Source organism: Nitrosomonas sp. (assembly GCF_024282095.1).
GTDB lineage: Bacteria > Pseudomonadota > Gammaproteobacteria > Burkholderiales > Nitrosomonadaceae > Nitrosomonas.
In genome coordinates this window covers 18377-43745 of the sequence record NZ_JAMWZS010000026.1, presented here as the reverse complement: position 1 = coordinate 43745, position 25369 = coordinate 18377, and the positions used below count along the sequence as shown (strand labels likewise).

At 48.9% G+C, this 25369-nt stretch carries 22 protein-coding genes; 10 read left to right on the top strand and 12 right to left on the bottom strand.

Features of this window, described 5'->3' with window-relative positions:
- Positions 1-890: hypothetical protein (locus Q0K92_RS08860; RefSeq protein ID WP_297325444.1), on the top strand; the 890-nt coding region annotated here is incomplete at its 5' end.
- A 35-nt stretch (positions 891-925) separates the two neighbouring features.
- On the opposite strand, the gene Q0K92_RS08855 is transcribed toward Q0K92_RS08860, so the two are convergent.
- From Q0K92_RS08855 to Q0K92_RS08840, 4 genes are all read right to left on the bottom strand, one after another.
- A complete protein-coding gene (locus Q0K92_RS08855) occupies positions 926-2641 on the bottom strand; it encodes an ABC transporter ATP-binding protein (protein ID WP_297325443.1) in 1716 nt (571 codons plus the stop codon).
- An 84-nt stretch (positions 2642-2725) separates the two neighbouring features.
- Positions 2726-3775 carry a class I fructose-bisphosphate aldolase gene (locus Q0K92_RS08850; RefSeq protein WP_366084243.1) on the bottom strand — a complete coding sequence of 350 codons (1050 nt, stop codon included), beginning with the start codon at positions 3773-3775 and terminating at the stop codon, positions 2726-2728.
- An 89-nt stretch (positions 3776-3864) separates the two neighbouring features.
- A complete protein-coding gene (gene lolD / locus Q0K92_RS08845; RefSeq protein WP_297325441.1) occupies positions 3865-4557 on the bottom strand; it encodes a lipoprotein-releasing ABC transporter ATP-binding protein LolD in 693 nt (230 codons plus the stop codon).
- Positions 4550-5797, bottom strand: coding sequence for a lipoprotein-releasing ABC transporter permease subunit (locus Q0K92_RS08840; protein WP_297325440.1), 1248 nt, complete (start codon positions 5795-5797; stop codon positions 4550-4552). Before Q0K92_RS08840 ends, lolD begins: the two co-directional genes overlap by 8 nt.
- A gap of 436 nt (positions 5798-6233) precedes the next feature.
- Here Q0K92_RS08840 and Q0K92_RS08835 point away from each other — a divergent pair, with 436 nt between their 5' ends.
- On the top strand, positions 6234-7076 hold the full coding sequence (locus Q0K92_RS08835; RefSeq protein ID WP_297325439.1) for an HDOD domain-containing protein: 843 nt from the start codon (positions 6234-6236) through the stop codon (positions 7074-7076).
- A 112-nt stretch (positions 7077-7188) separates the two neighbouring features.
- Here Q0K92_RS08835 and Q0K92_RS08830 read toward each other — a convergent pair whose 3' ends face one another.
- Together Q0K92_RS08830 and Q0K92_RS08825 are read right to left on the bottom strand one after the other, a co-directional pair.
- The gene (locus Q0K92_RS08830; RefSeq protein WP_297325438.1) at positions 7189-7758 is read right to left on the bottom strand and encodes a hypothetical protein; all 570 of its coding nucleotides are present in this window, start codon (positions 7756-7758) and stop codon (positions 7189-7191) included.
- Between the two features lie 102 nt (positions 7759-7860).
- Positions 7861-8970, bottom strand: coding sequence for an acyltransferase (locus Q0K92_RS08825; RefSeq protein WP_297325437.1), 1110 nt, complete (start codon positions 8968-8970; stop codon positions 7861-7863).
- A 152-nt stretch (positions 8971-9122) separates the two neighbouring features.
- Between Q0K92_RS08825 and Q0K92_RS08820 the strand changes: the two genes are divergently transcribed.
- On the top strand, positions 9123-9626 hold the full coding sequence (locus Q0K92_RS08820) for a nicotinamide-nucleotide amidohydrolase family protein (RefSeq protein ID WP_297325448.1): 504 nt from the start codon (positions 9123-9125) through the stop codon (positions 9624-9626).
- 17 nt (positions 9627-9643) lie between these two features.
- Here the strand turns inward: Q0K92_RS08820 and Q0K92_RS08815 are convergent, their stop codons facing one another.
- The 6 genes from Q0K92_RS08815 to Q0K92_RS08790 form a co-directional block, all read right to left on the bottom strand.
- On the bottom strand, positions 9644-10261 hold the full coding sequence (locus Q0K92_RS08815) for a YqhA family protein (protein ID WP_297325436.1): 618 nt from the start codon (positions 10259-10261) through the stop codon (positions 9644-9646).
- A gap of 173 nt (positions 10262-10434) precedes the next feature.
- Positions 10435-12390, bottom strand: coding sequence for a Calx-beta domain-containing protein (locus tag Q0K92_RS08810; protein WP_297325447.1), 1956 nt, complete (start codon positions 12388-12390; stop codon positions 10435-10437).
- A complete protein-coding gene (locus Q0K92_RS08805) occupies positions 12341-12718 on the bottom strand; it encodes a Calx-beta domain-containing protein (protein ID WP_297325446.1) in 378 nt (125 codons plus the stop codon). The genes Q0K92_RS08810 and Q0K92_RS08805 overlap by 50 nt, the downstream gene beginning before the upstream one ends.
- A gap of 49 nt (positions 12719-12767) precedes the next feature.
- On the bottom strand, positions 12768-13196 hold the full coding sequence (locus tag Q0K92_RS08800) for a Calx-beta domain-containing protein (RefSeq protein WP_297325445.1): 429 nt from the start codon (positions 13194-13196) through the stop codon (positions 12768-12770).
- Complete coding sequence (locus Q0K92_RS08795; RefSeq protein ID WP_297325435.1) at positions 13100-13963, bottom strand: Calx-beta domain-containing protein; 864 nt, start codon at positions 13961-13963, stop codon at positions 13100-13102. Before Q0K92_RS08795 ends, Q0K92_RS08800 begins: the two co-directional genes overlap by 97 nt.
- Before the next feature lie 85 nt (positions 13964-14048).
- Positions 14049-15575, bottom strand: coding sequence for a Calx-beta domain-containing protein (locus Q0K92_RS08790; protein ID WP_297325434.1), 1527 nt, complete (start codon positions 15573-15575; stop codon positions 14049-14051).
- Between the two features lie 609 nt (positions 15576-16184).
- Here Q0K92_RS08790 and Q0K92_RS08785 point away from each other — a divergent pair.
- From Q0K92_RS08785 to Q0K92_RS08755, 7 genes are all read left to right on the top strand, one after another.
- Positions 16185-16649 (top strand): FKBP-type peptidyl-prolyl cis-trans isomerase, encoded by a 465-nt coding sequence (locus Q0K92_RS08785; protein WP_297325433.1) that lies wholly within the window; start codon positions 16185-16187, stop codon positions 16647-16649.
- A 137-nt stretch (positions 16650-16786) separates the two neighbouring features.
- Entirely contained in the window at positions 16787-20029 is a 3243-nt protein-coding gene (locus Q0K92_RS08780) for a DUF748 domain-containing protein (protein WP_297325432.1), read from the top strand.
- A 62-nt stretch (positions 20030-20091) separates the two neighbouring features.
- Positions 20092-20445, top strand: coding sequence for a hypothetical protein (locus Q0K92_RS08775; RefSeq protein WP_297325431.1), 354 nt, complete (start codon positions 20092-20094; stop codon positions 20443-20445).
- Between the two features lie 584 nt (positions 20446-21029).
- The gene (mnmG, locus tag Q0K92_RS08770; protein ID WP_297325430.1) at positions 21030-22928 is read left to right on the top strand and encodes a tRNA uridine-5-carboxymethylaminomethyl(34) synthesis enzyme MnmG; all 1899 of its coding nucleotides are present in this window, start codon (positions 21030-21032) and stop codon (positions 22926-22928) included.
- Positions 22925-23578, top strand: a complete 654-nt coding sequence (gene rsmG, locus Q0K92_RS08765) for a 16S rRNA (guanine(527)-N(7))-methyltransferase RsmG (protein ID WP_297325429.1) — start codon at positions 22925-22927, stop codon at positions 23576-23578. The genes mnmG and rsmG overlap by 4 nt, the downstream gene beginning before the upstream one ends.
- Before the next feature lie 133 nt (positions 23579-23711).
- On the top strand, positions 23712-24470 hold the full coding sequence (locus Q0K92_RS08760) for a ParA family protein (RefSeq protein WP_297325428.1): 759 nt from the start codon (positions 23712-23714) through the stop codon (positions 24468-24470).
- 42 nt (positions 24471-24512) lie between these two features.
- Complete coding sequence (locus Q0K92_RS08755) at positions 24513-25352, top strand: ParB/RepB/Spo0J family partition protein (protein ID WP_297325427.1); 840 nt, start codon at positions 24513-24515, stop codon at positions 25350-25352.
- Positions 25353-25369: the final 17 nt, after the last annotated feature.

Genomic DNA, 25369 nt, shown 5'->3' with positions numbered 1-25369 from the left:
GCTTAAACTATGGAGTCACTATGCCTATACAACAAGTAATACCTTTACAGCAATTAGTCGATTATTTTAACGATCGTTTTGAGCACGAACATCATTCCAGTTTTCGTCCATTTATTCTGGACAGGGGTGTGGTCAGCGGTATTTTTGGACCCATTCGGGTGAGCAGTGTTTTTTTGCCGGTACGACAGGCGGATAATAACGAAAGACTTGTCGGTCATATCGCGCAACTATCCGTTACACCCTATGATAGTAACGTGCATAGCGAGCAGACTGCAGAAATAGGCAATTTGATTAGCGATACGGTTACGCAGCCTGCCAATTTTCAATCGATTATCAGCTTGGATCGCCTATGCAGAACAGTTCATATGCTGAATTATCTGAATCATCCGCATAACGATGGCGTCGTTTTTCTGGATGTTGATCCAAGACATATACTGAGTGTTCAGCAAGAACATGGTGCTTATTTTGAGAAAATTATTTTCAAATGCGGATTGACGACCAAGAATGTGGTCATTTCAACGGCAATCAACAGCTCTCATGCTTTAAATCACAAAGAACTGCTGGACGGTTTATACAATTATCGCCGCCGCGGCTATCAAATCGCACTCAATATCGGCTCGTTGTACACTGCGACCGGGCTTTGGGATCTGATTGTTAAAATGTCGGCGAATTATTTGCGTATCAATACGCCCAATATTGAAACCATCCGACATTCGAATGCCATCTGGCCAGCGGATTTAAAAAAATTAATGGAATTACAAAAATTGGCCGGAGGACAAACGATATTGCAACAAATCGAACAAAAAGAACAAGTGAATATTGCTGTTTCTGCGGGATTTGATTGGGTACAAGGTAATTATTACGAAAAGCTGATCACAGAAGTCGCGTGAGATGCTTTTGAAAACGTAGGACAAATATGAATTTGTCAGTGCTGATGATCAGGTCCTTGCGACGACAATAGTTCCGCCACGCCATTGGAAAGGATAAAGACACGATCCGCCGCGTTGATGACGGCTGGTTGATGCGAAACAGCAATAATTGTCAAATCCTTGGCGAGTTTCTGTAGCGTTTCGCAGATGGTTTGCTCGCTTTCCGGATCCAGTGCGCTGGTGGGTTCATCCAGAATCAGGAATGACGGGCTGTGTGCCAGAGCACGCGCGATAGCGATACGCTGGCGCTGCCCGCCGGAAAGCAGTCCACCGCGCTCACCTACAACGGTTTGCAGCCCTTCCGGCAAGGTGCTGACGAAATCCCACGCGCCGGCTTGGCGTAGCGCCCGTTCTGCATCGGCCGCGGTTAATGCGGGTTCTCCGACCAGGATATTGTTCATCACGGTGTCATGCAGCAGCACGGTGTCTTGCGAAACATAACCAATCATGTGGCGCCACTGGCGCAGATTGATGTCGTGTAAGGATATGCCGTCGATCTGCACTTCGCCGGACTTTGGTTCGGTCAGTCCGCAGAGTAAGTCCAGCAAAGTACTTTTACCGACGCCGGAGGGTCCCATGACTGCGGTAAATGTGTTGATCGGTATTTCGATGTTCAGGTTCTTGAAAATGATTTTCTGATCATAATCAAATTTGACATGTTGCAAGGTGATGCCTTTTTGCAGTGTGGGTTGCAGCGTTCCAGTCGCTCTCTCCGCTGCCGCGCGTGCATCATCGGCAGCTTTGCGTAAAGCCCAGTAAGCGCTTTCTTGTGCGGCAAGTTGCTGGTGTCGGCGCTGTGTTTTATTCAGTAATCCCAGAATGCGCGTGAGCAAAAAAACCATCAGCATGACTTCCGGCAAGGATAATTCCCAAACCACCAGCGCAAGATATAAACCGCTGGCTGTCAAAGCAGCGAGAATGGGCTCCTGTAGTGCAGTCAATGCCGCTCTGTTCATGACTTCCCGACGCGTGGCTTTTTCCAGGTGCTGGGTTTGTTCATGCAGAATGGCATCGGCAACGTTATCGCGTGCCATCGCTTTCAGTGATTTGACCGAACTCAGTACATCGGATAAGTAGGTCAATAAATCGCGCAGCAAATGGGTTTGTTTGGTGCCTGCACGGCGGGTGGCGCTGACTAAGCGATTCAATACAAGCAATAAGAATAAGCCGATGACTAATGAAGCCAGTGTCGCTTCCCATGAAATGAATAATGCCACGATGGAATACACCAGCACTTGAATGGCAAGCGCCAGTACATTCACGCTGTGCTCGAAACCGTTGGCCGCGCGATAGGCTTCCGTCGCAACCGAGTTAGCCAGGGAACCGGCGGGTTGCCGTAAATAATATTGCCAGCGACTGGCCAATAAAGCTTCAATGAGATCCAGGCGCAGTGCTGTCGCGACATGCGCGACGGTGTAACCCACTTGGCGGTTGGCCAGCAGCAGCACCAGCCCTTTGAAAAACATTCCGCCGACGATAATCAGCAGGATTGTGTCCAGTGTGGGTTCAATACCGATATCTTGCAGCGCTTTTTCCATGAATTTACCGATACCGGAATCATTTGCGCCACCGGATTCGCCCACAGCGATCGATAATAAAGGCAGTAACGCAGTTAAACTCAGTCCTTCAGCGATGCCGGCGATGAGCAATGCAATCAGAACGAATGCACTGCGCCGGGGAAAGACCATAATGTACGTAAATAAAGTACGCATAGGCGAGTTAGAAAAATCGATGAGCTATCAGTGAGTTGTTGATGAAAATAAATTCGGGTTCATGGTACAGGTTGCCCGGATTACTTAGGCAATCGTTACGGCTTCAGATAGATAAACATCCTGAATTGCATTCAGGAGCTTGACACCTTCCGCAAATGGTTTCTGAAATGCTTTGCGTCCGGAAATGAGTCCCATGCCACCTGCACGCTTGTTAATGACCGCAGTCCGGATTGCCTGGTGCAGATCGTCGCTGCCAGATTCGCCACCCGAATTAATCATCCCTATTCGTCCCATATAACAATTGGCGATCTGATAGCGCACCAGATCGATCGGATGATCAGTCGTCAATTCGCTATAGACTTTTGGATGCGTTTTGCCGAATTTAATGGCGTTATAACCGCCATTGTTGGTAGCCATTTTTTGTTTGACGATATCCGCGCCGATAGTGACTGCCAAGTGATTGGCCTGACCAGTCAGGTCGGCACTCACATGGTAATCCTGATCAGCCGTTTTAAACGCGCTATTACGTGTATAAGCCCACAATATGGTGACCATGCCCAGACTATGCGCATGTTCGAATGCCTGAGAAACTTCCTGAATTTGGCGGCGCGATTCTTCAGAGCCGAAAAAAACCGTCGCGCCGACAGCACAGGCACCCATGTCAAAAGCCTGATCGACGCTGGCAAAAAGCGTTTGGTCGAATTGATTGGGATAGGTTAGCAATTCATTATGATTAATTTTAAGAATCATCGGAATCTTATGTGCATAGCGTCGTGCCACGATGGCGAGCACGCCCAGTGTGGAAGCCACGCCATTGCACCCCCCTGCAATCGCGAGCTCAACAATGTGCCGCGGGTCAAAAAACATCGGGTTGGGCGCAAATGATGCGCCTGCTGAATGCTCAACGCCTTGATCGACGGGCAACAGTGATAAATAGCCTGTGCCTGCCAAACGTCCGTGGTTATACAGCATCTGTAAATTGCGTAATACGCTGGGTTTGCGATCGCTCAAGGCCATCACGCGATCGACAAAATCAGTTCCGGGTACCTGCAAGCTGCTCTTGGGTATGGTGTTGCAGACATGATTGAGCAGAAAGTCGCTTTCATTTCCCAGTATAGTCGTAATGTTCATCATTTTTATCCTTTTTAGGATTGTTGTAACATCATTATTTGAGACGTTGAGTTTCCATCAGCATCACAAATATCATTTTGATGGTTTTATATTCACGGTACATTCGTAATATCACATAAAACGCCGTCGATCAGTTGCTTGACCTGTTGCGCGCGATTAGCCAGTCGCGCATCGTGCGTTACGATGATCAGGCTGGCGTTGACTTTGTGATTCAACTCCAGCATTAAATCGAATACCGCTTCAGCGGTATGGCGATCAAGATTTCCCGTGGGCTCATCCGCCAGAATGCACGCGGGTTGTGTTACCAAAGCACGGGCAACGGCAGCGCGTTGGCGTTCACCGCCGGATAATTCACCGGGCGTATGTGTCAGGCGGTGACTCAAACCCACTTGCTTCAAAATATCAGCCGCCCGGTCATACGCTTCCTGGTTCGGCAAACGGCGGATCAGCAGCGGCATGGCGACATTTTCCAGCGCGCTGAATTCCGGTAACAAATGGTGAAATTGGTAAATGAAGCCCAGAGAACCATTGCGTAAACGGCACCGTGCTTCTTCATTGATATTCGCGATATCCTGCCCGAGAATTTTGATTTCTCCGCTGCTGGGTGCGTCGAGTCCGCCGAGTACGTGCAGTAACGTGCTTTTGCCCGAGCCGGATGCGCCGACGATTGATACCATTTCACCTTTGTTCAGTGTCAGATTTACGCCCTTTAATACCGACACCGCGACATCGCCTTGAGAAAATTCCTTGAACAGATCGCGGCAGGAAATCACAACATCATTCATAGCGCAACGCCTCCGCAGGATTCACCTTGGATGCACGATAGCTGGGATAAATCGTTGCCAATAAAGTCAGAATAAACGAAGTGATAGCAACCGTTGTGATATCCGTCATTTGCGGGTCCGTAGGAATCTTGCTGATGTAATACACTTCACGCGACAAAAACTGCACATTGAACAAACTTTCAATAAAGGCAACCACTTCACCGACGTTGTAGGCTAACAGCATACCACCCACGACGCCGAGAACCGTACCGAAGACGCCAATAAACGTGCCCTGCACAATGAATATCTTCATGATACTGCGCGGACTGGCACCCAGCGTACGTAGAATCGCAATATCCGCCTGCTTGTCAGTCACCGCCATCACCAAGGTGGATACAATATTGAATGCCGCAACCGCGATGATCAATGCCAGAATCAGTGACAGCATGCGTTTCTCGATCTGGATGGCACGAAAATAATTGGCATGCTGCTTGGTCCAGTCACTGATATAACTGTCGATCGTCAATAGTGCAGGTAACTCTTGCACCACCTGGGGTGCCTGAAATAAATCCTTGAGCTTCAAGCGCACACCCGACACATCATCATTTTCCATGCGATACAGCTTTTGTGCATCGAACATGTGAATCAGCACCAGGCCGGAGTCATATTCAAAATGCCCTACTTCAAAGATGCCTACCACGGTAAACTGCTTCAGTCGTGGCAATATACCTGCGGGCGTAACTTGCCCTTGCGGTGAGATCAATACAATCTTGTCACCGAGGAAAGTACCCATGGTGCGTGCTAATTCCATGCCGATGACGATACCGAATTCACCCGGCACCAGACGATCCAGCTCACCACTCACCATTGTTTTTGTAAAATCGGCTACCTTATCTTCCATCGTCGGTAAAATGCCACGCACAACAACGCCTTGCACTACTTGATTGTGCGACAGCATGCCCTGTGCGTTGACATAAGGCGCAGCAGCTTCCACGGCCGGATGCTTGGCTGCTTCTTCTGCAGTTTGCTGCCAATGACGCAGATTGCCATGCAGACTACCGATCTGAACATGCGAAGCGACGCCCAGAATGCGGGTACGCACTTCTTTCTGAAAACCGTTCATAACCGACATGACAGTAATTAGTGCGGTCATCCCTAATGTAATCCCCATCAGGGAGATTAATGAAATAAACGAGATGAAATGATTGCGTTTTTTGGCACGCGTGTAGCGCAAACCGATGAAAAGCTCATATGGAGACACGAATTTATACACCCGTAATAAATTTATCCCCGAAGTTTGCCACAATTAGAAGAGGCTTAACAAATAAACGATGATCAGGGAAATGTAAAAGAAAATTTTATTCAACAACTACTCAGTAGTTCATGTGCAGCTTTTACCATCACGTTATCCTGGTAATTCTTCTTAAGCTGCATCTTATTCCTTAAATTCAGAGAATAACAGCCGATATTGATATGACAATAATGAAAATGATGTTAGAGGGATTGAATTTGATCATTATGGTGCCGTAAACAAGTTTCTGAATTTTATGCATCACTGATTTTTTCAATTCTGAATACAATCCGGGTTATTCATTCATCTGTTGAAGATTGTCATGCTATTTCAGAAGAAGCTTTGGTGTATGAGTAAAAGTTAGCGTTAGTGTTGAATTTTATTTTCTTAACTGTGTGAGGCTTAAATGGATCCATGTGCGATAGTGACTGATGTTCGCTCAATTTTTTCCTTACCTGATGTGGTGATCCGTATCAATGAGTTAATTGATTCAGGAGAAGCAACCAATACTGAGTTGGAGCGGGTAATTCTAAATGATCCTGCATTGACAGCAAAATTATTGAGATTTGCGAACAGCTCATATTTTGGTCTTTCCGGGAAAGTAGAAACTGTTTTAAGAGCCATTTCCATTATCGGACATAAAGAGTTACGGAATATGGTCATTGCATCGTCAGTCACCGCAACGTTTAAAGGTATTCCTTCCGATTTGGTAAACATGGATACGTTTTGGTATCACAGCGTTACCTGTGGCGTTACCGCTCGTTTATTAGCTTCTAGCGTTGATAGCAGGGAACGCTTTTTTATCGCTGGATTGTTGCATGGTGTCGGCAGATTGATACTTTTCAGTCAATTCCCGAAAGAATCCGCAAAAGTATTAGGTTGTGTGAATCAAGGTGTGGACGCAGTAATTGATGCGGAGCGTAAGGTTTTTGGTTTTACACATGCCCAATTAGGCGCCGAGCTTTTGAGGCAATGGCGATTACCTCTCAATATTTGGAAAATGGTTGAACTTCAATTTACTCCGATGAAGGATGAAACACATAAATATGATGCCAGTACGCTTTGTGCAGCCGTCAATATCGCCAACTTTATCCAGCCATGCACAAATCAAAAAATTAACTCTGAAAAAGCGATACCTGCACACGCGTTCGAGGCATGGAATCTGCTCAGCTTATCACCGGAATTGATTGAGTCGGTAATTACCGTGGCTAAGCTACAAGTCATTGAATTGCTCAATATCGTGAGATGATCATTGTTTGTTGAGAATGCCTGTCGTGTGGTAAAGCTTGATTGCGGGACGGCGTATAGCCTGCCAACATACCCGCTTTACCACTTAGACTGATTATTTTAGCATCGCTGCATTAATCTCTTCGATTACCCCGATCCTGTTCTTTTCTGTCATTATCTCCGTGATCACGCTTACCTCGGTGCTTGTCATTGCCACGCCCTTGGTTGTCGCGGTCGTCGCGTCTGCCTTGATGGTTTTCATGGGAATCCCGACGCGATTCTCCATATCGTTGCGAATGATTGCGTGAATCATCATCGCCATCGTGCCGCCGCCCCGAATCATAATGATCGCCGGAGTAATTGCTCTGACTGCGGTATTGCGGTACATAGACATCGTTGTACCAATTCTCCTGGATAAAGTAGACAGGCTGGTTGCAAGCGTTATAGCGATGACAGTGCTTACTCCATTTCTTGGCATGACCTGGTGGTACATAGAGGTAAATCGGCTGCTGCTGAACGGCGACAGCGGGCGACATGGCCAGGACAGGGTTGGGATAAATCAATTGCGGTCGGGGATATTGATTACCCAAGTTAATCTGACCATAAAAACCAGGCTGACCAATATTGATTGAAATTCCCAGATCATTGGCTAATGCGGGTGTTGCAGCGAATGAAATTAATGCTGCCAGTAAAAAGTATTTCATAGGATAATTCCTTGTTGGATGGTAATGAAATCTTTCAAACGGCATGAATATATTGTTGCTGAAGCTAAGTGACACCGAATTTTGTTCAATAAACTATTGCTTCTAATTATTTCCAAGCATGATCAATAGGCCACATGCGATAAATCCTGTGGGCAGTAGCATGCGTGTGCGATTGGTTACCGGACGAGCTTCAAGCCAATTGAATAGCAGAATACCGGCAGCAATACTGGCACCGATTGCCACAAGCAGACCGAATAGCTGGATGACTGGTTGGTGTGGTAAAAATTTGAAGAATGCAGCGTTGACAACCAGCGATATGGGAAAATGCACCAGGAATATGGAATAGGATGCGCGTCCGACATAAGTCAGATAACCTGGTATATAGTTGCTTCCCAAGATCCCATAATATCGCGCCAATCCCAGTATCACCATGACACTGCCCGCTACGGCGATGCGGGAGCGGAAATCTATGGCTAGTGCTGCAAGAATCAATGCGATCAGCACAGTAAACCAGAGAACCTGATGTTTACTGACAGAAGCCCAATAAATCAGAATACCAAGACCATAAGCGCCGAAAAAATATAAAGCCGTCTCATCCCAGTAACTATCTCGATTAAAAAAGAATAAAGAAGCCGCTGTCAGACTGATGATTAAAATCAGACTTAGCATGTATAGACTTGGGTATTGATGCTGAACTTGATTGGAAATCCATAGCAACAAAATCGTCAGTACAAATAATTGAAAATCAATCGCAACGTACCAGATGCCTGCCGATAGAACGTCCTGATTCAACAGATCGTGCAGTAAAAAAATATGTGTCAGTAGTTGAGATACAGTGGGTGCGGCAGGAATCGATTCATGGTATATCCACATTCTGGCCAGCGCGGCACATCCAATCGCTAATGTGAGCGCGGCAAGATACGGCATGATCAATCTCAGATAACGCTGATGGATTAGCCTGATTGGTGTTGCCACTAGTGATAAGCCCTGCGGCGCAAACTTTGCAGCAACGAGAAAACCGGCGATGACAAAAAACATTTGTACCGCCATTCTTCCGTATTCACGAAGCCAATCAATTAAAGTAGGGATCAGTGGATAGGCGATATCCGACATGGGGCCGTAAATTGCTAAATGATGCGTGACTATCAGTAAGCAGCAGACAGCTTTTAATGCATCAATAAAAGGCATTCTTGCTGGATGATCGGCTTGCATATCCCTGTCGTCAGAAAGTAAAGACGGTTTCAAATATAATTATACAAGAAGCATTTTTTAAAGATTAGCGCAGCATTAGCATAGCAATAAATCAAAATACTATTTTAGTCATTTTGACATTATCGCAATATTGGAGTCACAAAATTTCTGATATCAATCAAAATTCTTTCGATTTGGCAGCAAAGGTGGGAGTGCGGCTTGCTCAGTGTGGGTTGAAGCTTGTGACTGCCGAATCCTGCACAGGTGGCTGGCTAGGCCAGGCAGTGACTGCCGTGGCAGGCAGCTCGGCTTGGTACGAACGCGGCTTTATCACCTATAGCAACGCGTCCAAATGTGAAATGCTGGGTGTTCAGCAAACTACACTGGATCGATATGGTGCAGTATCGGCACAAACCGCACAGGAAATGGTTATCGGAGCGCTTAACAGGAGCCATGCGCAGATTGGCGTGTCGATTACGGGTATTGCAGGCCCTGATGGCGGTACTGCGCTAAAACCCGTGGGAATGGTTTGTTTTGCCTGGGCGCTTAAAGATGGCGCAGTGCGGCAGGAGATCCAATGCTTTCAAGGCGATCGTGAAACTATCAGGCGCCTGTCGGTGGCTACAGCGTTGCAGGGGATACTGCACTTATTGAGTGATGCAACGGCTGTAGCCTGAGATCAAGCGAATATTGGTCAGTGTTCACCCGACTGTTGGCTGGTCTGGGTAATAATGCGGTCGCAGTAAGCAATGGCAATGGCTGAAAATAAGAACGCCATGTGAATGCCGGTTTGTGCGATGAGCGTTTTTTCGTCGTAAGCAGTGGCGTTGATAAAGGTTTTCAGCAAATGTATGGATGAGATTCCGATAATGGCCGTTGCCAGTTTCACTTTCAATACGGAAGCATTGACATGCGATAACCATTCCGGTTGATCGGGATGTCCCTCCAGATTCATGCGTGAAACGAAAGTTTCGTAGCCGCCGATAATCACCATGATCAGCAGATTGGAGATCATCACCACATCGATCAAGCCAAGGACGACCAGCATAATGGTTGTTTCAGTCAACTTGGCCGGTCTGGTTGCGCCTTCAATCGTAACGATATCGAGGATATGCTGTAATGCGGTTTGATTGCCCATGACCGCACCGATCAAATCAGATAATTCAACCCAGAAATGAAACACATAAACACATTGCGCCAGCACCAGTCCCAGATATAAAGGCAACTGTAACCAGCGTGTGAGAAAAAGAAAGCGCGCTACGGGAGGAATTCGCTTTGCAGAATTATTGTTTGAAGGTTCTTTATTTTCCATATCATTAGTATTCGTTACAAAAGCCATCCGGTTAAAGGTTAAAGATGCAGTATTTTATGCTAAGCGTTTAAAAAAATTAAGGGTACCCGAAGATACCCTTTAGCAGCCTGTTAAGCAGATGCAGCAATCATACCGTATCCCCGCAAAATTGTTACGGGGATACGGGCGTAAAGTTAAATAACTACAAAATCTGCTGCAGTCAGAACCGGTATTCCCGTCAGGGTTGCAAATACTACCTGAGCGCCGGCGCCATTGCCATCGGCATCGTACGAGAGATTACCATTCACCGTGTTGTAGATCAGGAAATCATTACTATCCAGGGCGACCGCACCTGCACCGGAAACAAACGTGTCCGCCGGGATAGCGCCTGTTGCTATAAATTGGGTAAAAATGGCATTTTCCAATTGGATAGTATCATCAGTGACGTTGAAGTCAGTCACGATATCGACATTGGTAGCCGCATTCAGGGCGGTACTAAATGCGAAGAAATCAGCACCGGTACCGCCGGAAATACTATCGGAACCTGCAACCCCATCCAGCGTATCGTTGCCCGAACCGCCATTGAGGGTGTTATCTCTGGCATTTCCAATCACCGTATTATTTAACGTATTTCCGATTCCCGTGGTTGCCGTACCTGCCAGTTGCAGCCTTTCAACATTGGCACCCAACGTATGCGTTGCTAAGTAGCTGATCACCAGATCGTTACCGCCACCGGCTCCTTCCGTATAAGTATCGCCAGCATTTTCAACAACGTAAATATCGTTTCCACCGCCACCGCCCATGCTGTCGTTGCCTTCACCGCCGTTAAAAGTGTCGTTGCCAGCAGCGCCTGTCATGGCATCAGCGAACTGAGTGCCTTGCAAAATATCGTTTCCAGGAGTGCCTGTGATTGCAATCGGTGCCACTGGTGCTGCGCTTTCATTATCAATGATGGTCGCAGTTGCCGACGCTGTGCCGATGGTGGCATTGACGGCGCCGCTTAAATTGAGGGTAAAGTTCTCGAGCGAGGCTTCTGCGCCGGCATCATCGATCAAAGTAACCCGGATTGTTTTGGATACTTCACCGGGAATGAAAGCCAACGTTCCGGTGGTGTGGATATAATCCGAATTAAAGACAGCAGTACCTGCGGAGGTGCTGTAGTTTATGCTGGTGCCACTGATACTCGGTGCTGTCAGCGTCACTAAAAAGTCAATGTATCCTTTGTCTTCCGATGCTGCGACATTGGCCACATGCAATACCGGCGAAGCAACGGCAGCATTATCGTTACCGGCGATGATGGCATGCGCACGCGCATCTCCCAAAGTAGCCCCGACAGGATTGGTTAATGCCACATCAAACAGTTCTGCTTCTTCGGCTCGGGTATCGTTCAGTAATCCAAATATGACTGTTTTCGCAGTTTCACCCGGAGCAAATGCAATTTTACCAATTTGCAAATTGCGGAAATCGCTGTTATTGCCAGCTGTGACATTTTGCCCGGCCACATCAAACGTAACACCGCTGGTGCTGGGTTTGTTAAGAATCACTGTGACGGTGGCAGTTTGGTCAACCTCGTCTACAATGGCGTCTGTAATAGATGCCACCGGCGTACCGGAAGGCGCGTCGTTATCGATGATAGTGGCAAGCGCAGAGCCATCTGCAATCGTGGCGTTGGCGCTGGGTGAGGACAAGACAAGCTGAAAACTCTCAGCGGTCTCAGCGGTTGTGCCGCCGAGCAAACTGACACGCACGGTTTTAACCATCTCGCCGGGCGCAAACATCAGGCTGCCGGTGAGATGCAGATAATCCGAATTAAATGCCGCGGTATTGGCCGAGGTGGCGTAATTGACAGTCACCGCAGCGGTATTGGGCGCATCCAGGCGCACCAGAAAATCGGCGTAAGTTTGCGATTCATCGACCACCACGTCGTCGACGGAAATCCTGGAATTACCCACGGGTGCCGCATCGTTTTCAAAAATAGTGGCGGTGCCCACGCCATCAAGCGTGGTGGCGTTGGTAAGGGCGGACAATGCCAGGTTGAAGGCCTCGGCGTTTTCAAATGCGGCATCGTTGGTGACGGCGGGTTTGACGGTTTTGGCGGTCTCACCGGGCGCGAAGCTCAGCGAACCGGTTTTGGCGACAAAAATCCGCACCGGCAATTGCCGTGCCGTTCTGCGTGGCGTAGTTCATGGTAACCGCGCTGGTGGAAGGCCGATCCAGCGTAATGACAAATGCGGCTTCCTTGCTCGCTTCATCGACGACGAAGTCATTGATCGAAACCACCGGCGTGCCCGAAGGTGCATCATTGTCGATAATGGTGGCAAGCCCGAAACTGTCGGCGATGGTGGCATTGGCACTGGGTGACGACAACACCAGGAAAAGATTCTCAGCAACCTCAGCGGTTGTGCCGCCCAGCAAACTGACACGCACGGTTTTAACCATCTCGCCGGGCGCAAACATCAGGCTGCCGGTGAGATGCAGATAATCCGAATAAATGCCGCGGTATTGGCCGAAGTGGCGTAATTGACAGTCACCGCAGCGGTATTGGGCGCATCCAGGCGCACCAGAAAATCGGCGTAAGTTTGCGATTCATCGACCACCACATCGTCGACGGAAATCCTGGAATTACCCACGGGTGCCGCATCGTTTTCAAAAATAGTACGGTGCCCACGCCATCAAGCGTGGTAGCGTTGGTAAGGGCGGACAATGCCAAGTTAAAGGCCTCGGCGTTTTCAAATGCGGCGTCGTTGGTGATGGTGACTTTGACGGTTTTGGCGGTCTCACCGGGCGCGAAGCTGAGCGAACCGGTTTTGGCGACAAAATCCGCACCGGCAATTGCCGTGCCGTTCTGCGTGGCGTAGTTCATGGTAACTGCGCTGGTGGAAGGCCGATCCAGCGTAATGACAAATGCGGCTTCCTTGCTCGCTTCATCGACGGCGAAGTCATTGATCGAAACCACCGGCGTGCCCGAAGGTGCATCATTGTCGATAATGGTGGCAAGCCCGAAACTGTCGGCGATGGTGGCATTGGCACTGGGTGACGACAACACCAGAAAAGATTCTCAGCAACCTCAGCGGTTGTGCCGCCCAGCAAACTGACACGCACGGTTTTAACCATCTCGCCGGGCGCAAACATCAGGCTGCCGGTGAAATGCGGATAATCTGGATTAAATGCCGCGGTATTGGCCGAGGTGGCGTAATTGACAGTCACCGCAGCGGTATTGGGCGCATCCAGGCGCACCAGAAAATCGGCGTAAGTTTGCGATTCATCGACCACCACGTCGTCGACGGAAATCCTGGAATTACCCACGGGTGCCGCATCGTTTTCAAAAATAGTGGCGGTGCCCACGCCATCAAGCGTGGTAGCGTTGGTAAGGGCGGACAATGCCAAGTTAAAGGCCTCGGCGTTTTCAAATGCGGCGTCGTTGGTGACGGTGACTTTGACGGTTTTGGCGGTCTCACCGGGCGCGAAGCTGAGCGAACCGGTTTTGGCGACAAAATCCGCACCGGCAATTGCCGTGCCGTTCTGCGTGGCGTAGTTCATGGTAACCGCGCTGGTGGAAGGCCGATCCAGCGTAATGACAAATGCGGCTTCCTTGCTCGCTTCATCGACGACGAAGTCATTGATCGAAACCACCGGCGTGCCCGAAGGTGCATCATTGTCGATAATGGTGGCAAGCCCGAAACTGTCGGCGATGGTGGCATTGGCACTGGGTGACGACAACACCAGGAAAGATTCTCAGCAACCTCAGCGGTTGTGCCGCCGAGTAAACTGACAGATGGTTTTAACCATTCTTCGCCCGGCGCAAACATCAGGCTGCCGTGAGATGCAGATAATCCGAATTAAATGCCGCGGTATTGGCCGAGGTGGCGTAATTGACAGTCACCGCAGCGGTATTGGGCGCATCCAGGCGCACCAGAAAATCGGCGTAAGTTTGCGGCGATTCATCGACCACCACATCGTTGACGGAAATCCTGGGAATTACCCATGGTGCCGCATCGTTTTCAAAAATAGTGGCGGTGCCCACACCGTCGAGCGTGGTGGCGTTGGTAAGGGCGGACAATGCCAAGTTGAAGGCCTCGGCGTTTTCAAATGCGGCGTCGTTGGTGACGGTGACTTTGACGGTTTTGGCGGTCTCACCGGGCGCGAAGCTGAGCGAACCGGTTTTGGCGACAAAATCCGCACCGGCAATTGCCGTGCCGTTCTGCGTGGCGTAGTTCATGGTAACCGCGCTGGTGGAAGGCCGATCCAGCGTAATGACAAATGCGGCTTCCTTGCTCGCTTCATCGACGACGAAGTCATTGATCGAAACCACCGGTATGCCCGAAGGTGCATCATTGTCGATAATGGTGGCAAGCCCGAAACTGTCGGCGATGGTGGCATTGGCACTGGGTGACGACAACACCAGGAAAAGATTCTCAGCAACCTCAGCGGTTGTGCCGCCGAGCAAACTGACACGCACGGTTTTAACCATCTCGCCGGGCGCAAACATCAGGCTGCCGGTGAGATGCAGATAATCCGAATTAAATGCCGCGGTATTGGCCGAGGTGGCGTAATTGACAGTCACCGCAGCGGTATTGGGCGCATCCAGGCGCACCAGAAAATCGGCGTAAGTTTGCGATTCATCGACCACCACATCGTCGACGGAAATCCTGGAATTACCCACGGGTGCCGCATCGTTTTCAAAAATAGTGGCGGTGCCCACACCGTCGAGCGTGGTAGCGTTGACAAGGGCGGACAATGCCAGGTTGAAGGCCTCGGCGTTTTCAAATGCGGCGTCGTTGGTGACGGTGACTTTGACGGTTTTGGCGGTCTCACCGGGCGCGAAGCTGAGCGAACCGGTTTTGGCGACAAAATCCGCACCGGCAATTGCCGTGCCGTTCTGCGTGGCGTAGTTCATGGTAACCGCGCTGGTGGAAGGCCGATCCAGCGTAATGACAAATGCGGCTTCCTTGCTCGCTTCATCGACGACGAAGTCATTGATCGAAACCACCGGTATGCCCGAAGGTGCATCATTGTCGATAATGGTGGCAAGCCCGAAACTGTCGGCGATGGTGGCATTGGCACTGGGTGACGACAACACCAGGAAGAAATTTTCGGTTACCTCGGCTATTGCATTGTTGATGATAGAAACGCTGACGGTTTTAGATAACTCACCGGGAGCGAAGGTCAAAGTGCCTGTGGTATGCAAGTAATCTGAATTAAACGCGGCGGTATTGGCTGAAGTGGCGTAATTGACCGTCACCGGCGCGGCATCAGCGACATCCAACCGCACGGTAAAAATTGCAGATGCATTAGTTTCATCAACATAAACATCATCTACTGAAATAGTACTCATGGTTTCTCCCTATTTGAAATGTGATTACTCACTATGATAACCATTAAGACAATGTAATCGTATGGTTAATTTCATCCTGGTTCTCCTAGGATATTATCCTGTGAGTAAGGATTTTCTGTCACTGAATGGCATCTCTAAATAGCGGAGTAAGAATGTACCGCTGAGGCGCACTAAATTACGTGGCAATCGCGGAGTAATAGTGTGAGGTATGCTGATTTTCATGGAGTTCGAAGTTTCATAACATGAAGAGACGAAATGGAGGATGAAGATGGAATTACCCCGCACACAATATAGTCAGGAATTTCGGAAGGAATCAGTTAAGTTTTTCAAAGCTCCATCCCAACACCTTAACCTCCCTTAGGTGTTGCGGTTGATGATTGAGCGCGCCCAGTATCGATAGTTAAGCGTTCCCGATCAATCTGTTCATGAAAAACATTGCCCCGATTGTACTGATGACGAATCGCGCTTAGCGGTTATAATATCCTGGAGTTGATTGCAACAGGCCGTTGAAAAACGCTTGAGTCTGTTTTTAAACCATGGCGCAACGCAGATAGTTTTTCAGCAGCCTGTTAGAATGAACCGACTTTAATTTTTTCTCTAGAGGATGCTATGTCTAACATAAAGAACCTGTTTCATTTCAGTATCATTTTATTAGCTTTAGTCATGTTGCCCCAGGCAGCATTCGCCTACAAAGAACATGCAGCGGCTGATGGCCCGCAGTTTCAAAAAATTGATACCAAGGTAGGCAACGGAGAAGAGGCCGAGGTAGGAAAAACCGTGAATGTTCACTACACCGGCTGGCTGTACGACGAAAACGCGCCGGATAAAAAAGGCAAGAAATTTGACAGTTCATTTGATCGTAAAGAGCATTTCTCATTCATGCTGGGCGCAGGGCGCGTGATCAAAGGCTGGGATCAAGGCGTCACTGGCATGAAAGTGGGCGGGCAACGCACGCTGATCATTCCACCCTCCATGGCGTATGGCGCACGCGGCGCGGGCAATATTATTCCGCCGAATGCAACTTTGATTTTTGATGTTGAATTGGTCGGCCTCAAAGCAGGCTCGCACTATTAACAGGCCGTTAAGTGGATTGCTTTTTGTGGCTCCTGAATAGCGCGATCTGCCTGTCGCAAGGCTAATTACCCAGTATCATATGATTAAAATGTTTTAGCATCCCGCTAACCTGCTGTAGACACTAAAAGGGCGCTACTATGACTTCGACCGTACAGCCACGTGTTACCCGATATAAACGACTGAGTATCAGTCTTGGCATAGTAGTCGCTCTGATTGCCCTGTTGGGGGCTCTCAGCTACTTCTGGCTACCTGGTTATGCAAAATCTCAGCTTGAGATGCGCCTGTCGGAGCTGCTGCAGCGCCCTGTCAGTGTGACGTCCATTGAAATCAAACCGCATACGCTTGAACTGATCGTACAGGGGTTTCGGATCGATGAAAAAGCTGACGCTGGTGAAAAAAGCACAACGCTTTTATCATTTAGCAAACTGCATGTCGATCTCAGCATTGAATCGCTCAAGCACCGTGCACCGGTGATCACATCAATTTCCTTGGTGGAACCCAAAATACGCTTGGTACGAGAGGCGGAAAACCAATTCAATATTTCCGATCTGATAGAGCAATTCAGCCAACCCGCAGATGAAAAGGACGCAGATCGTGGTGGCGCGCAATTCTCCATCAGTAATATCACGATCCAAGGTGGTCATTTTGAATTTGATGATCGCTATATGAAAGCCGATCATCAAATCACCGAAATCAATCTGGGTATTCCGATTGTCGCCAATTTCGATAGTGCGCTCACCAATTGGATAGAGCCGCACTTCAGCGCAAAAATTAACGGATCACCCTTGTCACTGGATGGCAAACTGCGTGCTTTTACCGAGAGCCAGGAAGCGACATTGACATTAAAACTGAGTGAATTTGATTTAACCGAAATCGATCAGTATGCCGCTTTACCTAAAGGTCTTCAGCTGCTATCCGGTCTTTACGACAGCGAGTTGCTGGTCACCTTTACACAAGCACCTGATAAAGCGCCCGACATTACCCTGACCGGCACCACCACATTGCGGCAATTGGCAATCAAAAACAGTGCCGTAGAGGTACCATACCAAGCCCATCTGAAGCAATTAGCGATTGCTCTGACGCAAGTTGACTTGACCGGCAAAAAACCATCACAAATCAAACTGGCGATCGATCAAATTGCATTAACGCGCGCAGGTGAAAAAGAACCTGTCTTGTCGCTCGCCCAACTGGACATCGACTCGATCGCGGTGAATGCGACAGCCCGGCAGATTGCATTGGGAGAAATTACACTGGATCGATTGAAAACCACTTTGCGCCGGGATGCCAGCGGCGCAATCGATTTAACCCGATTGTTCAATTCCTCAGGTGAACACGCTGAACCTAAACCGCAAGCCCAAGCCCAAGCCCAGACCAAAACTAAAGCCCAGCCTAAAATCCAGGCGCGCATTCCACTCCCAACCAGAAAACCTGTCTATTCCGCCGCCGAAATCAAGACAGCTGAAAAACAAACGGAACCAACGGAATCGCGCGAACCCGAACGCGTGAGCAAGGAAAAATCATCCAACTCGGATGCACCTTGGACTACGCAGATCAAACGCATAAAACTCAAAGCAGCTAAGCTGCACTATGAAGATCTGACGCTGACGAAGATTGCGCCGATGGTGGTCGATCCGTTGGATCTGACCGTGGATAGCATTGACCTCAGCGGCGTCAAGCCGTTGAATCTGGCGCTACAAGCGCAAGTGAATCAACGCGGCAAATTCAAAGTCGATGGTTCGTTGGCATGGGCACCCTTTGCAACGGATTTAACGCTGAATCTCGACTCGGTCGATGTGGTGTCGTTGCAAGGCTGGGCCGGCGATAAGCTGGCTGCGCTGCTGACCAGCGGTGATATTTCCTTTGATGGCAAGATCAAAGCGCATGGCGAGCCGTTGAAAATTGCCGTGAATGGCAGTGGAAAGCTGGGAAACTTTAATGTATTCGATCCAAAAAGCACGCAGGATCTGCTGCGCTGGAAAAAACTGGATATCAGCGACCTGAACTTTGTCAATGAACCGCTGCGCGTTGTTATCAAAACCGTCAGTCTGAGCGATTTCTTTGCACGCATGATGATACTGCCGGATGGCAGCTTCAATCTCAAGCAAATCGTTCGGCAAGATGTTCCCTTGGAACCCCAGGCTACTGTTGCCAGCGCCACACCTGCAACAACGCAACAACCCACGCAGGCAAAAAAAGATACGCCTGTTCATATCGATAAAATCATCCTGCAGCAAGGCAACATCAATTTCAGCGACCAATTCATCAAACCGAATTATCGCGCCAATTTGACAGGACTTGCCGGGCAGATCGGTCCGCTTTATCCCGGCAAACCAGGGAAAATCGATATCCATGGCATGGTTGCCAAAACAGCGCCGTTAGAAATCCGTGGCACGACCGATCCATTCAGTTCAGAGCTCTCGCTTGATCTTGTTGCAAAGGTTAAGAATATTGACCTGCCGCCATTCAGTCCTTACTCGGTGAAATATATCGGTTATGAAATAGAGAAAGGAAAATTATCTGCGGATGTGAACTATCAGATCGATAAAGGTGTTTTATCCGGCAACAATAAAATATTTTTGGATCAATTTACGCTGGGTGAGAAAATAGAGAGCGAAGATACAGTATCGCTGCCGCTCAGCCTGGCGATTTCAATCCTCAAGAATCGGCGCGGAGAAATTGATATTCACTTGCCGATCAAAGGCTCGCTTGATGACCCTCAATTCAGTCTGTCGGATATCATTTTCACCGCGCTGACGAACCTGATCACCAAGGCCATCACTTCGCCGTTCGCATTATTGGGTTCTGTGTTAGAAGGAGGGGAAGAATTATCGGAGATTACTTTTGCGCCCGGTTTTGCGGAAATCGACGCAGAAGCAACGAAGCGCCTGGAAGCCTTGGCGGAAATATTAAACGACCGCCCGTCACTCGAACTGGAAATTTCCGGCCATATCGACCCCGCGCAGGATTATGAAGGACTCAAGGTGGCTATGCTGCAGGATAAAGTCAAAGCGCAAAAGCTTGCCGAACAAACCAAAAAAGGCATCGCCAGCGGCGCCTTAGCGGACGTGACACTCACTCCGGAAGAATACAGCAAATATCTTGAGGTCGCCTACAAAAAAGAAACCTTCGAAAAGCCCAAAAACGCGATAGGTTTGGCTAAAAGCCTACCGAGCGCCGACATGGAGCAACTCATACTGACCAATACGCAAGTCAACGACAATGATCTGGCGGCACTGGCAGAACGCCGCGCCAACGCCGCCCGCAATTGGCTGGTCGAAAACGGCAAGATTCCCGACGAACGGGTTTTTGTAGTAGGTGCGCACGAAACCAAAGAAGACGAGCAGAAGAAAGGGAATCGGGCGGAGTTTTTGCTGAAGTAATTTAGAGGGCTATTAGCTTAGCAGCAAAGCTAGTCTACTACAGCCCAAAAATCTAATTAACAATGAGCAACGGAGAGAATTTGGAAATAGCAAAATTGATACTCGAGTATCTCAAAGTTCTACTGAGTTCCCCAGCTTTATTCTCTGTAATTGCGATCTTTTTTATTTGTAGATTTACTGAAGACATAAAGGCTCTTTTATTACGAGTAGCAAAAATTAAACTTCCGGGCGGAACTGAAGTTATTACTACGCAACGTAGCAGAATCGCAGAAGAAGAGAAAAAAGCTCTGCCTGAGAAAACTGAAATTTCAGTTCAAGGGATTCCCCCAACTTTAACACCCGAGCAAAAACAAACGATTGAACAGCTAATAAGGGCACACATAGCCACTGCATATCTCTGGGAATATGGTACTTAAACTACTTCTTGGTGCGTACTACTCAGGTTGTTTTAGATTGGCTGATCGGACTCCCTCAACCTACAACATTGGCTCATTATGATTCATTTTGGTTGCCATTAATTCCATCTTCTAACGAACGTCAAGCAATAATTAATGCATTACAAATGCATCACTTAATAACATGTGATGCATCAACCAATATGATTACTGTTACACCAAAAGGTCAAGAATATCGAGATTGGAGGGGTGATCTTCTACCACCAACAAATGTGACGTAAGGTACTTATAAACTATCTAATTTAGACAGTTCCAATTCTTGAATTTTGGCGCTAAATGAAGCAGCATTACCGAATCTATGCTGTATATTGGTTTTCCCCATTTGGTATTTGGAGTACTAGAAACATCAGTCAGTGACAGCTATTCAAGGTTATAATGCATAAACTTGCACTAATTATTCCACTCCACCTATAATTGCAACCTAGCAATTGCACCTTTTGGCGAATATAGATAGCAAAAAGGTTTCACGTGAAACATCTCTGGCAAGAATCCTCTCTGCCATCAAGAAATTTAGTTATTCCAGTAACATCAGAGGCTTAAGCACTATGGGCAGTCATACAGAATTCGAAATCATTGTTGTTGGTGGCGGGCATGCCGGTACTGAAGCAGCGCTGGCCGCTGCACGTATGGGACATAAGGCGCTGTTGTTGACGCACAATATCGAAACGATTGGACAGATGTCGTGCAATCCGTCGATCGGCGGCATTGGAAAAAGCCATCTGGTCAAGGAAATCGATGCATTGGGCGGTGCGATGGGATTGGCCACCGATGAGGCCGGCATTCAGTTTCGCGTTCTCAATTCCAGTAAAGGCCCCGCCGTCAGGGCAACGCGCGCACAAGCGGATCGGGTGCTGTATCGGCAAGCCATCCGCAAGCGCATCGAAAACCAGCCGAATCTACAGGTGATGCAGCAAGGTGTGGACGATCTGATTATTGAAAATGATCGGGTGGTTGGCGTCATTACGCAGCTCAACATCAGAATCTACGCACGTGCAGTGATACTGACCGTCGGCACTTTCCTGGCAGGATTGGCGCATATCGGCAAAACCAATTTCAAAGCCGGCAGGGCCGGCGATCCGCCATCTATAACGCTGGCGCAACGACTGCGCGACATGGAATTTCCGGCGGGGCGGTTAAAAACCGGCACACCACCGCGCATCGACGGTCGCAGCATGAATTACGCCAAATTGCAGGAACAGCCCGGCGATCAACCGATTCCGGTGTTTTCATTCGTCGGCGAAGGCGTTCCGCATCCTGCGCAAATCTCGTGCTGGATTACCAGCACCAACGAGTTAACGCATGACATTATTCGTGATGGTTTGGTCGATTCACCGTTGTACACCGGAAAAATTGAAGGTGTTGGCCCTCGCTACTGTCCTTCGATCGAAGACAAAGTGGTGCGTTTTTCCGCGCGGGAATCGCATCAGATTTTCCTCGAACCGGAGGGACTCGGCACGCATGAAATCTATCCCAACGGCATATCGACCAGCTTGTCGTTTGAAGTGCAGGTCAAATTGATCCATTCCATCGCCGGTCTTGAGCATGCCCATATCACACGGCCCGGCTACGCCATCGAATATGATTATTTTGATCCGCGCAATTTGAAGCGCTCGCTGGAAACCAAGACCGTCGAAAATCTGTTCTTTGCCGGACAAATCAACGGCACCACCGGTTACGAAGAAGCCGCCGCACAAGGTTTATTGGCAGGCATCAATGCCGCACTGAAAATTCAGGAAAAAGAGGCGTGGTTGCCGCAAAGAAATGAAGCCTATTTGGGCGTCCTCGTCGATGATCTGGTAACTTCCGGGGTGACCGAACCGTACCGCATGTTTACAAGCCGCGCGGAATATCGCTTGCAATTGCGTGAAGACAACGCCGATTTGCGCTTGACCGCAATCGGCAGAAGGCTTGGTTTGATCGATGATCAACGCTGGGCTGCTTTCACCGCGAAGCAGGAAGCCATCGAGAAAGAACAGCGACGACTCGATTCAGTGCGATTGTTTCCGAACACTTTGCCGGAAAATGAAGCCGTTCGCGTGTTGGGTAAAGGCATCGAGCGGGAATATACGCTAACCGAGTTGCTGCGTCGCCCTGATGTCACGTATGCCACACTGATGACATTACCCGGCGCAGGCACACCGGTAGCCCATGTGCAAGTGGCTGAACAAGTTGAAATACAGGCGAAGTATCACGGCTACATTCAACGCCAGCAGGAAGAAGTGTCGCGCCAGTCGCAATATGAAAATACCTTGTTGCCTAAGGATATCGATTATGGCGTGGTGAAAGGGTTATCCAATGAAGTGCAGCAAAAACTCAATCAGCACAAACCGGAAACCATCGGTCAGGCATCCAGGATTTCCGGCGTGACGCCGGCTGCCATTTCACTATTGCTGGTGCATTTGAAGCGCGGGTTTGGGGTGAATGACAATCAACAGCGCGCATGAGTCTGCTACAAGAGATTACGCAAGGCTTAAAAGCGCTGGATTATGATTTTGGCGCGCAGGAAAAACTGCTTCCCGGATTGATTGAGCGCTATGTATTGCTCATCCAGAAATGGAACAAAATCCATAACTTAACCGCCATCCGCAATCCACGCGACATGCTCTATCAGCATGTCATGGACAGTCTGGCCGTGCTGCCTCATATTGACGGTTCGCACATCATCGATGTCGGCAGTGGCGCGGGGTTGCCGGGTATTCCGATTGCGTTGGCAAGGCCGGATTGGCAAGTGTCGTTGGTTGAAAGCAATCAGAAAAAAGCGGCGTTTTTACAGCAGGTCAAAATTGAATTGGCGCTGCACAACGTTGATGTCATGGCGCAGCGTATTGAGGATATCCGCGTGGATAAAACAGTGGATACCGTTATTACGCGCGCCTTTTCCGAGTTGGGTGAATTCATGGCGCTAACCCGGCAGTGGGGTACGAAAGAAAATACCGATTGCCGCTGGGTTGCGATGAAAGCGGATTGTTCGGAGAAAGAGCTAAAACAGGTGCGTGATCCCTTTGTAATTGAAAAGATCGTAAACCTGAATGTGCCTGGACTTGATGCGGCCAGGCAATTGATTATTATTAAAACCGGCTCGGGAAGCCTATGAATAACTGTCATTTTGAGCACAGCGAGAAATCTATGCTGCCATTTATAAAGATTCCTCACTACGTTCGGGATGACAAATGTGAATTATTCAAAGTTTCCTTAGATTCGACTCAACGAATTTAGGAGTAGCTAACGTGACCAAAATTCTAGCCATCACCAATCAAAAAGGCGGGGTTGGTAAAACCACAACCAGCGTCAACTTGGCCGCAAGCTTGGCGGTATCTGGAAAACGCGTGTTATTGGTCGATCTTGATCCGCAAGCCAACGCCACGATGGGCAGCGGCACCAACAAACAAACCGTTAAAACCACGGTGTATCATGTTTTGCTGGGCGATGCGGCGATCCAGGCAACGCGCGTAACCAGCACACAGGGCAAGTATGATTTGATTCCTGCCAACCGGGATCTGGCCGGTGCCGAAGTGGAAATGGTTGATTTTTCGCAGCGGGAAACGCGCCTGAAATCCGCACTCGAAGCAATCGAGCACGACTACGATTATATTCTGATCGATTGTCCGCCCGCATTAAATCTCTTGACACTCAACGGCTTATGCGCAGCGCATGCAGTGATGATCCCGATGCAATGCGAATATTATGCACTGGAGGGCTTGAGCGATCTGGTCAACACCATTAAGCGCGTGCGTACTAATTTTAATCCTGTGCTGAGGATTGAAGGCTTGCTGCGCACCATGTTTGATCCGCGCAGCATCCTGGCGCAGCAGGTTTCTGAGCAATTGCAGAAACACTTTGGCGACAAAGTCTATCGCACCGTGATTCCACGCAATGTACGCCTGGCGGAGGCGCCCGGCTTCGGCCTGCCGGTTCTGTATCATGATGAGCAATCAAAAGGCGCGCAAGCTTATCTTGAGCTTGCCAGAGAAATACTGAATGCCTGATTTATCAATGGCCTGGATACGTAAAATTAAGGAACCGACACGATGGTAAAACAAAAAGGACTGGGAAGAGGCTTGGATGCGTTATTGTCGGGCGATGACAGCGCCGCTATTGCGGAAGAGTCGTTGCAAAACCTTGAAATCTCCAGGTTGCAGCCCGGTAAATACCAGCCCAGAACCAATATGGATCAGGTAGCGTTAGCGGAGCTGGCGGAATCCATCAAAGCGCAAGGCGTCATGCAACCGATTCTGGTGCGACCCATCAATGCGGATCAGTACGAAATCATCGCCGGTGAACGCAGATGGCGCGCGGCCCAACTGGCTGGACTTGCCGAAGTACCGGCGCTGATACGCAAAGTCGCCGATGAATCGGCGCTCGCCATGTCGCTGATTGAAAATATCCAGCGTGAAAATCTGAATCCGCTCGAAGAAGCCATGGGCATTCAGCGTCTGATCAATGAATTTGGCATGACGCACCAAACCGCAGGAGAAGCGCTGGGCAATTCGCGCAGCACCATTTCCAATTTGCTGCGCCTGCTCAATTTGTCTGCGCCGGTGCAGGATTTGATGATGCAAGGTAAAATTGATATGGGACATGGCCGTGCCCTGCTGTCACTGGTGCCTGCACAGCAAATTAAAATTGCCAACGTGATCGTGCAAAGGCAGCTTTCGGTACGCGAGACGGAAAAACTCGTCAACCAGATCGAACACCCAGTGCCCAAAAAGGTAAAAAAACCCGACAGAGATTTAATGCGATTACAGGAAGATGTGTCGGAGCGGCTCGGCGCACAGGTTGCCATCAAGCCGAAGAAAAACGGCCAGGGTAATATTGTGATTCACTATACCAGTCTGGATCAGTTGGATGATATTCTCGGCAAGCTGTAGATAGGCTGCTATGGCTC

Bases quoted from the DNA above. Each gene is read 5' to 3' on its own strand.
- Q0K92_RS08755 (WP_297325427.1), top strand. From the start codon at position 24,513: ATGGTAAAACAAAAAGGACTGGGAAGAGGCTTGGATGCGTTATTGTCG.
- Q0K92_RS08835 (WP_297325439.1), top strand. From the start codon at position 6,234: ATGGATCCATGTGCGATAGTGACTGATGTTCGCTCAATTTTTTCCTTA.
- Q0K92_RS08775 (WP_297325431.1), top strand. From the start codon at position 20,092: ATGAGCAACGGAGAGAATTTGGAAATAGCAAAATTGATACTCGAGTAT.
- Q0K92_RS08785 (WP_297325433.1), top strand. From the start codon at position 16,185: ATGTCTAACATAAAGAACCTGTTTCATTTCAGTATCATTTTATTAGCT.
- mnmG (WP_297325430.1), top strand. From the start codon at position 21,030: ATGGGCAGTCATACAGAATTCGAAATCATTGTTGTTGGTGGCGGGCAT.
- Q0K92_RS08825 (WP_297325437.1), bottom strand. From the start codon at position 8,970: ATGCAAGCCGATCATCCAGCAAGAATGCCTTTTATTGATGCATTAAAA.
- Q0K92_RS08780 (WP_297325432.1), top strand. From the start codon at position 16,787: ATGACTTCGACCGTACAGCCACGTGTTACCCGATATAAACGACTGAGT.
- Q0K92_RS08855 (WP_297325443.1), bottom strand. From the start codon at position 2,641: ATGCGTACTTTATTTACGTACATTATGGTCTTTCCCCGGCGCAGTGCA.
- Q0K92_RS08815 (WP_297325436.1), bottom strand. From the start codon at position 10,261: ATGGAAAATAAAGAACCTTCAAACAATAATTCTGCAAAGCGAATTCCT.
- lolD (WP_297325441.1), bottom strand. From the start codon at position 4,557: ATGAATGATGTTGTGATTTCCTGCCGCGATCTGTTCAAGGAATTTTCT.
- Q0K92_RS08850 (WP_366084243.1), bottom strand. From the start codon at position 3,775: ATGATGAACATTACGACTATACTGGGAAATGAAAGCGACTTTCTGCTC.
- Q0K92_RS08790 (WP_297325434.1), bottom strand. From the start codon at position 15,575: ATGAGTACTATTTCAGTAGATGATGTTTATGTTGATGAAACTAATGCA.
- rsmG (WP_297325429.1), top strand. From the start codon at position 22,925: ATGAGTCTGCTACAAGAGATTACGCAAGGCTTAAAAGCGCTGGATTAT.
- Q0K92_RS08830 (WP_297325438.1), bottom strand. From the start codon at position 7,758: ATGAAATACTTTTTACTGGCAGCATTAATTTCATTCGCTGCAACACCC.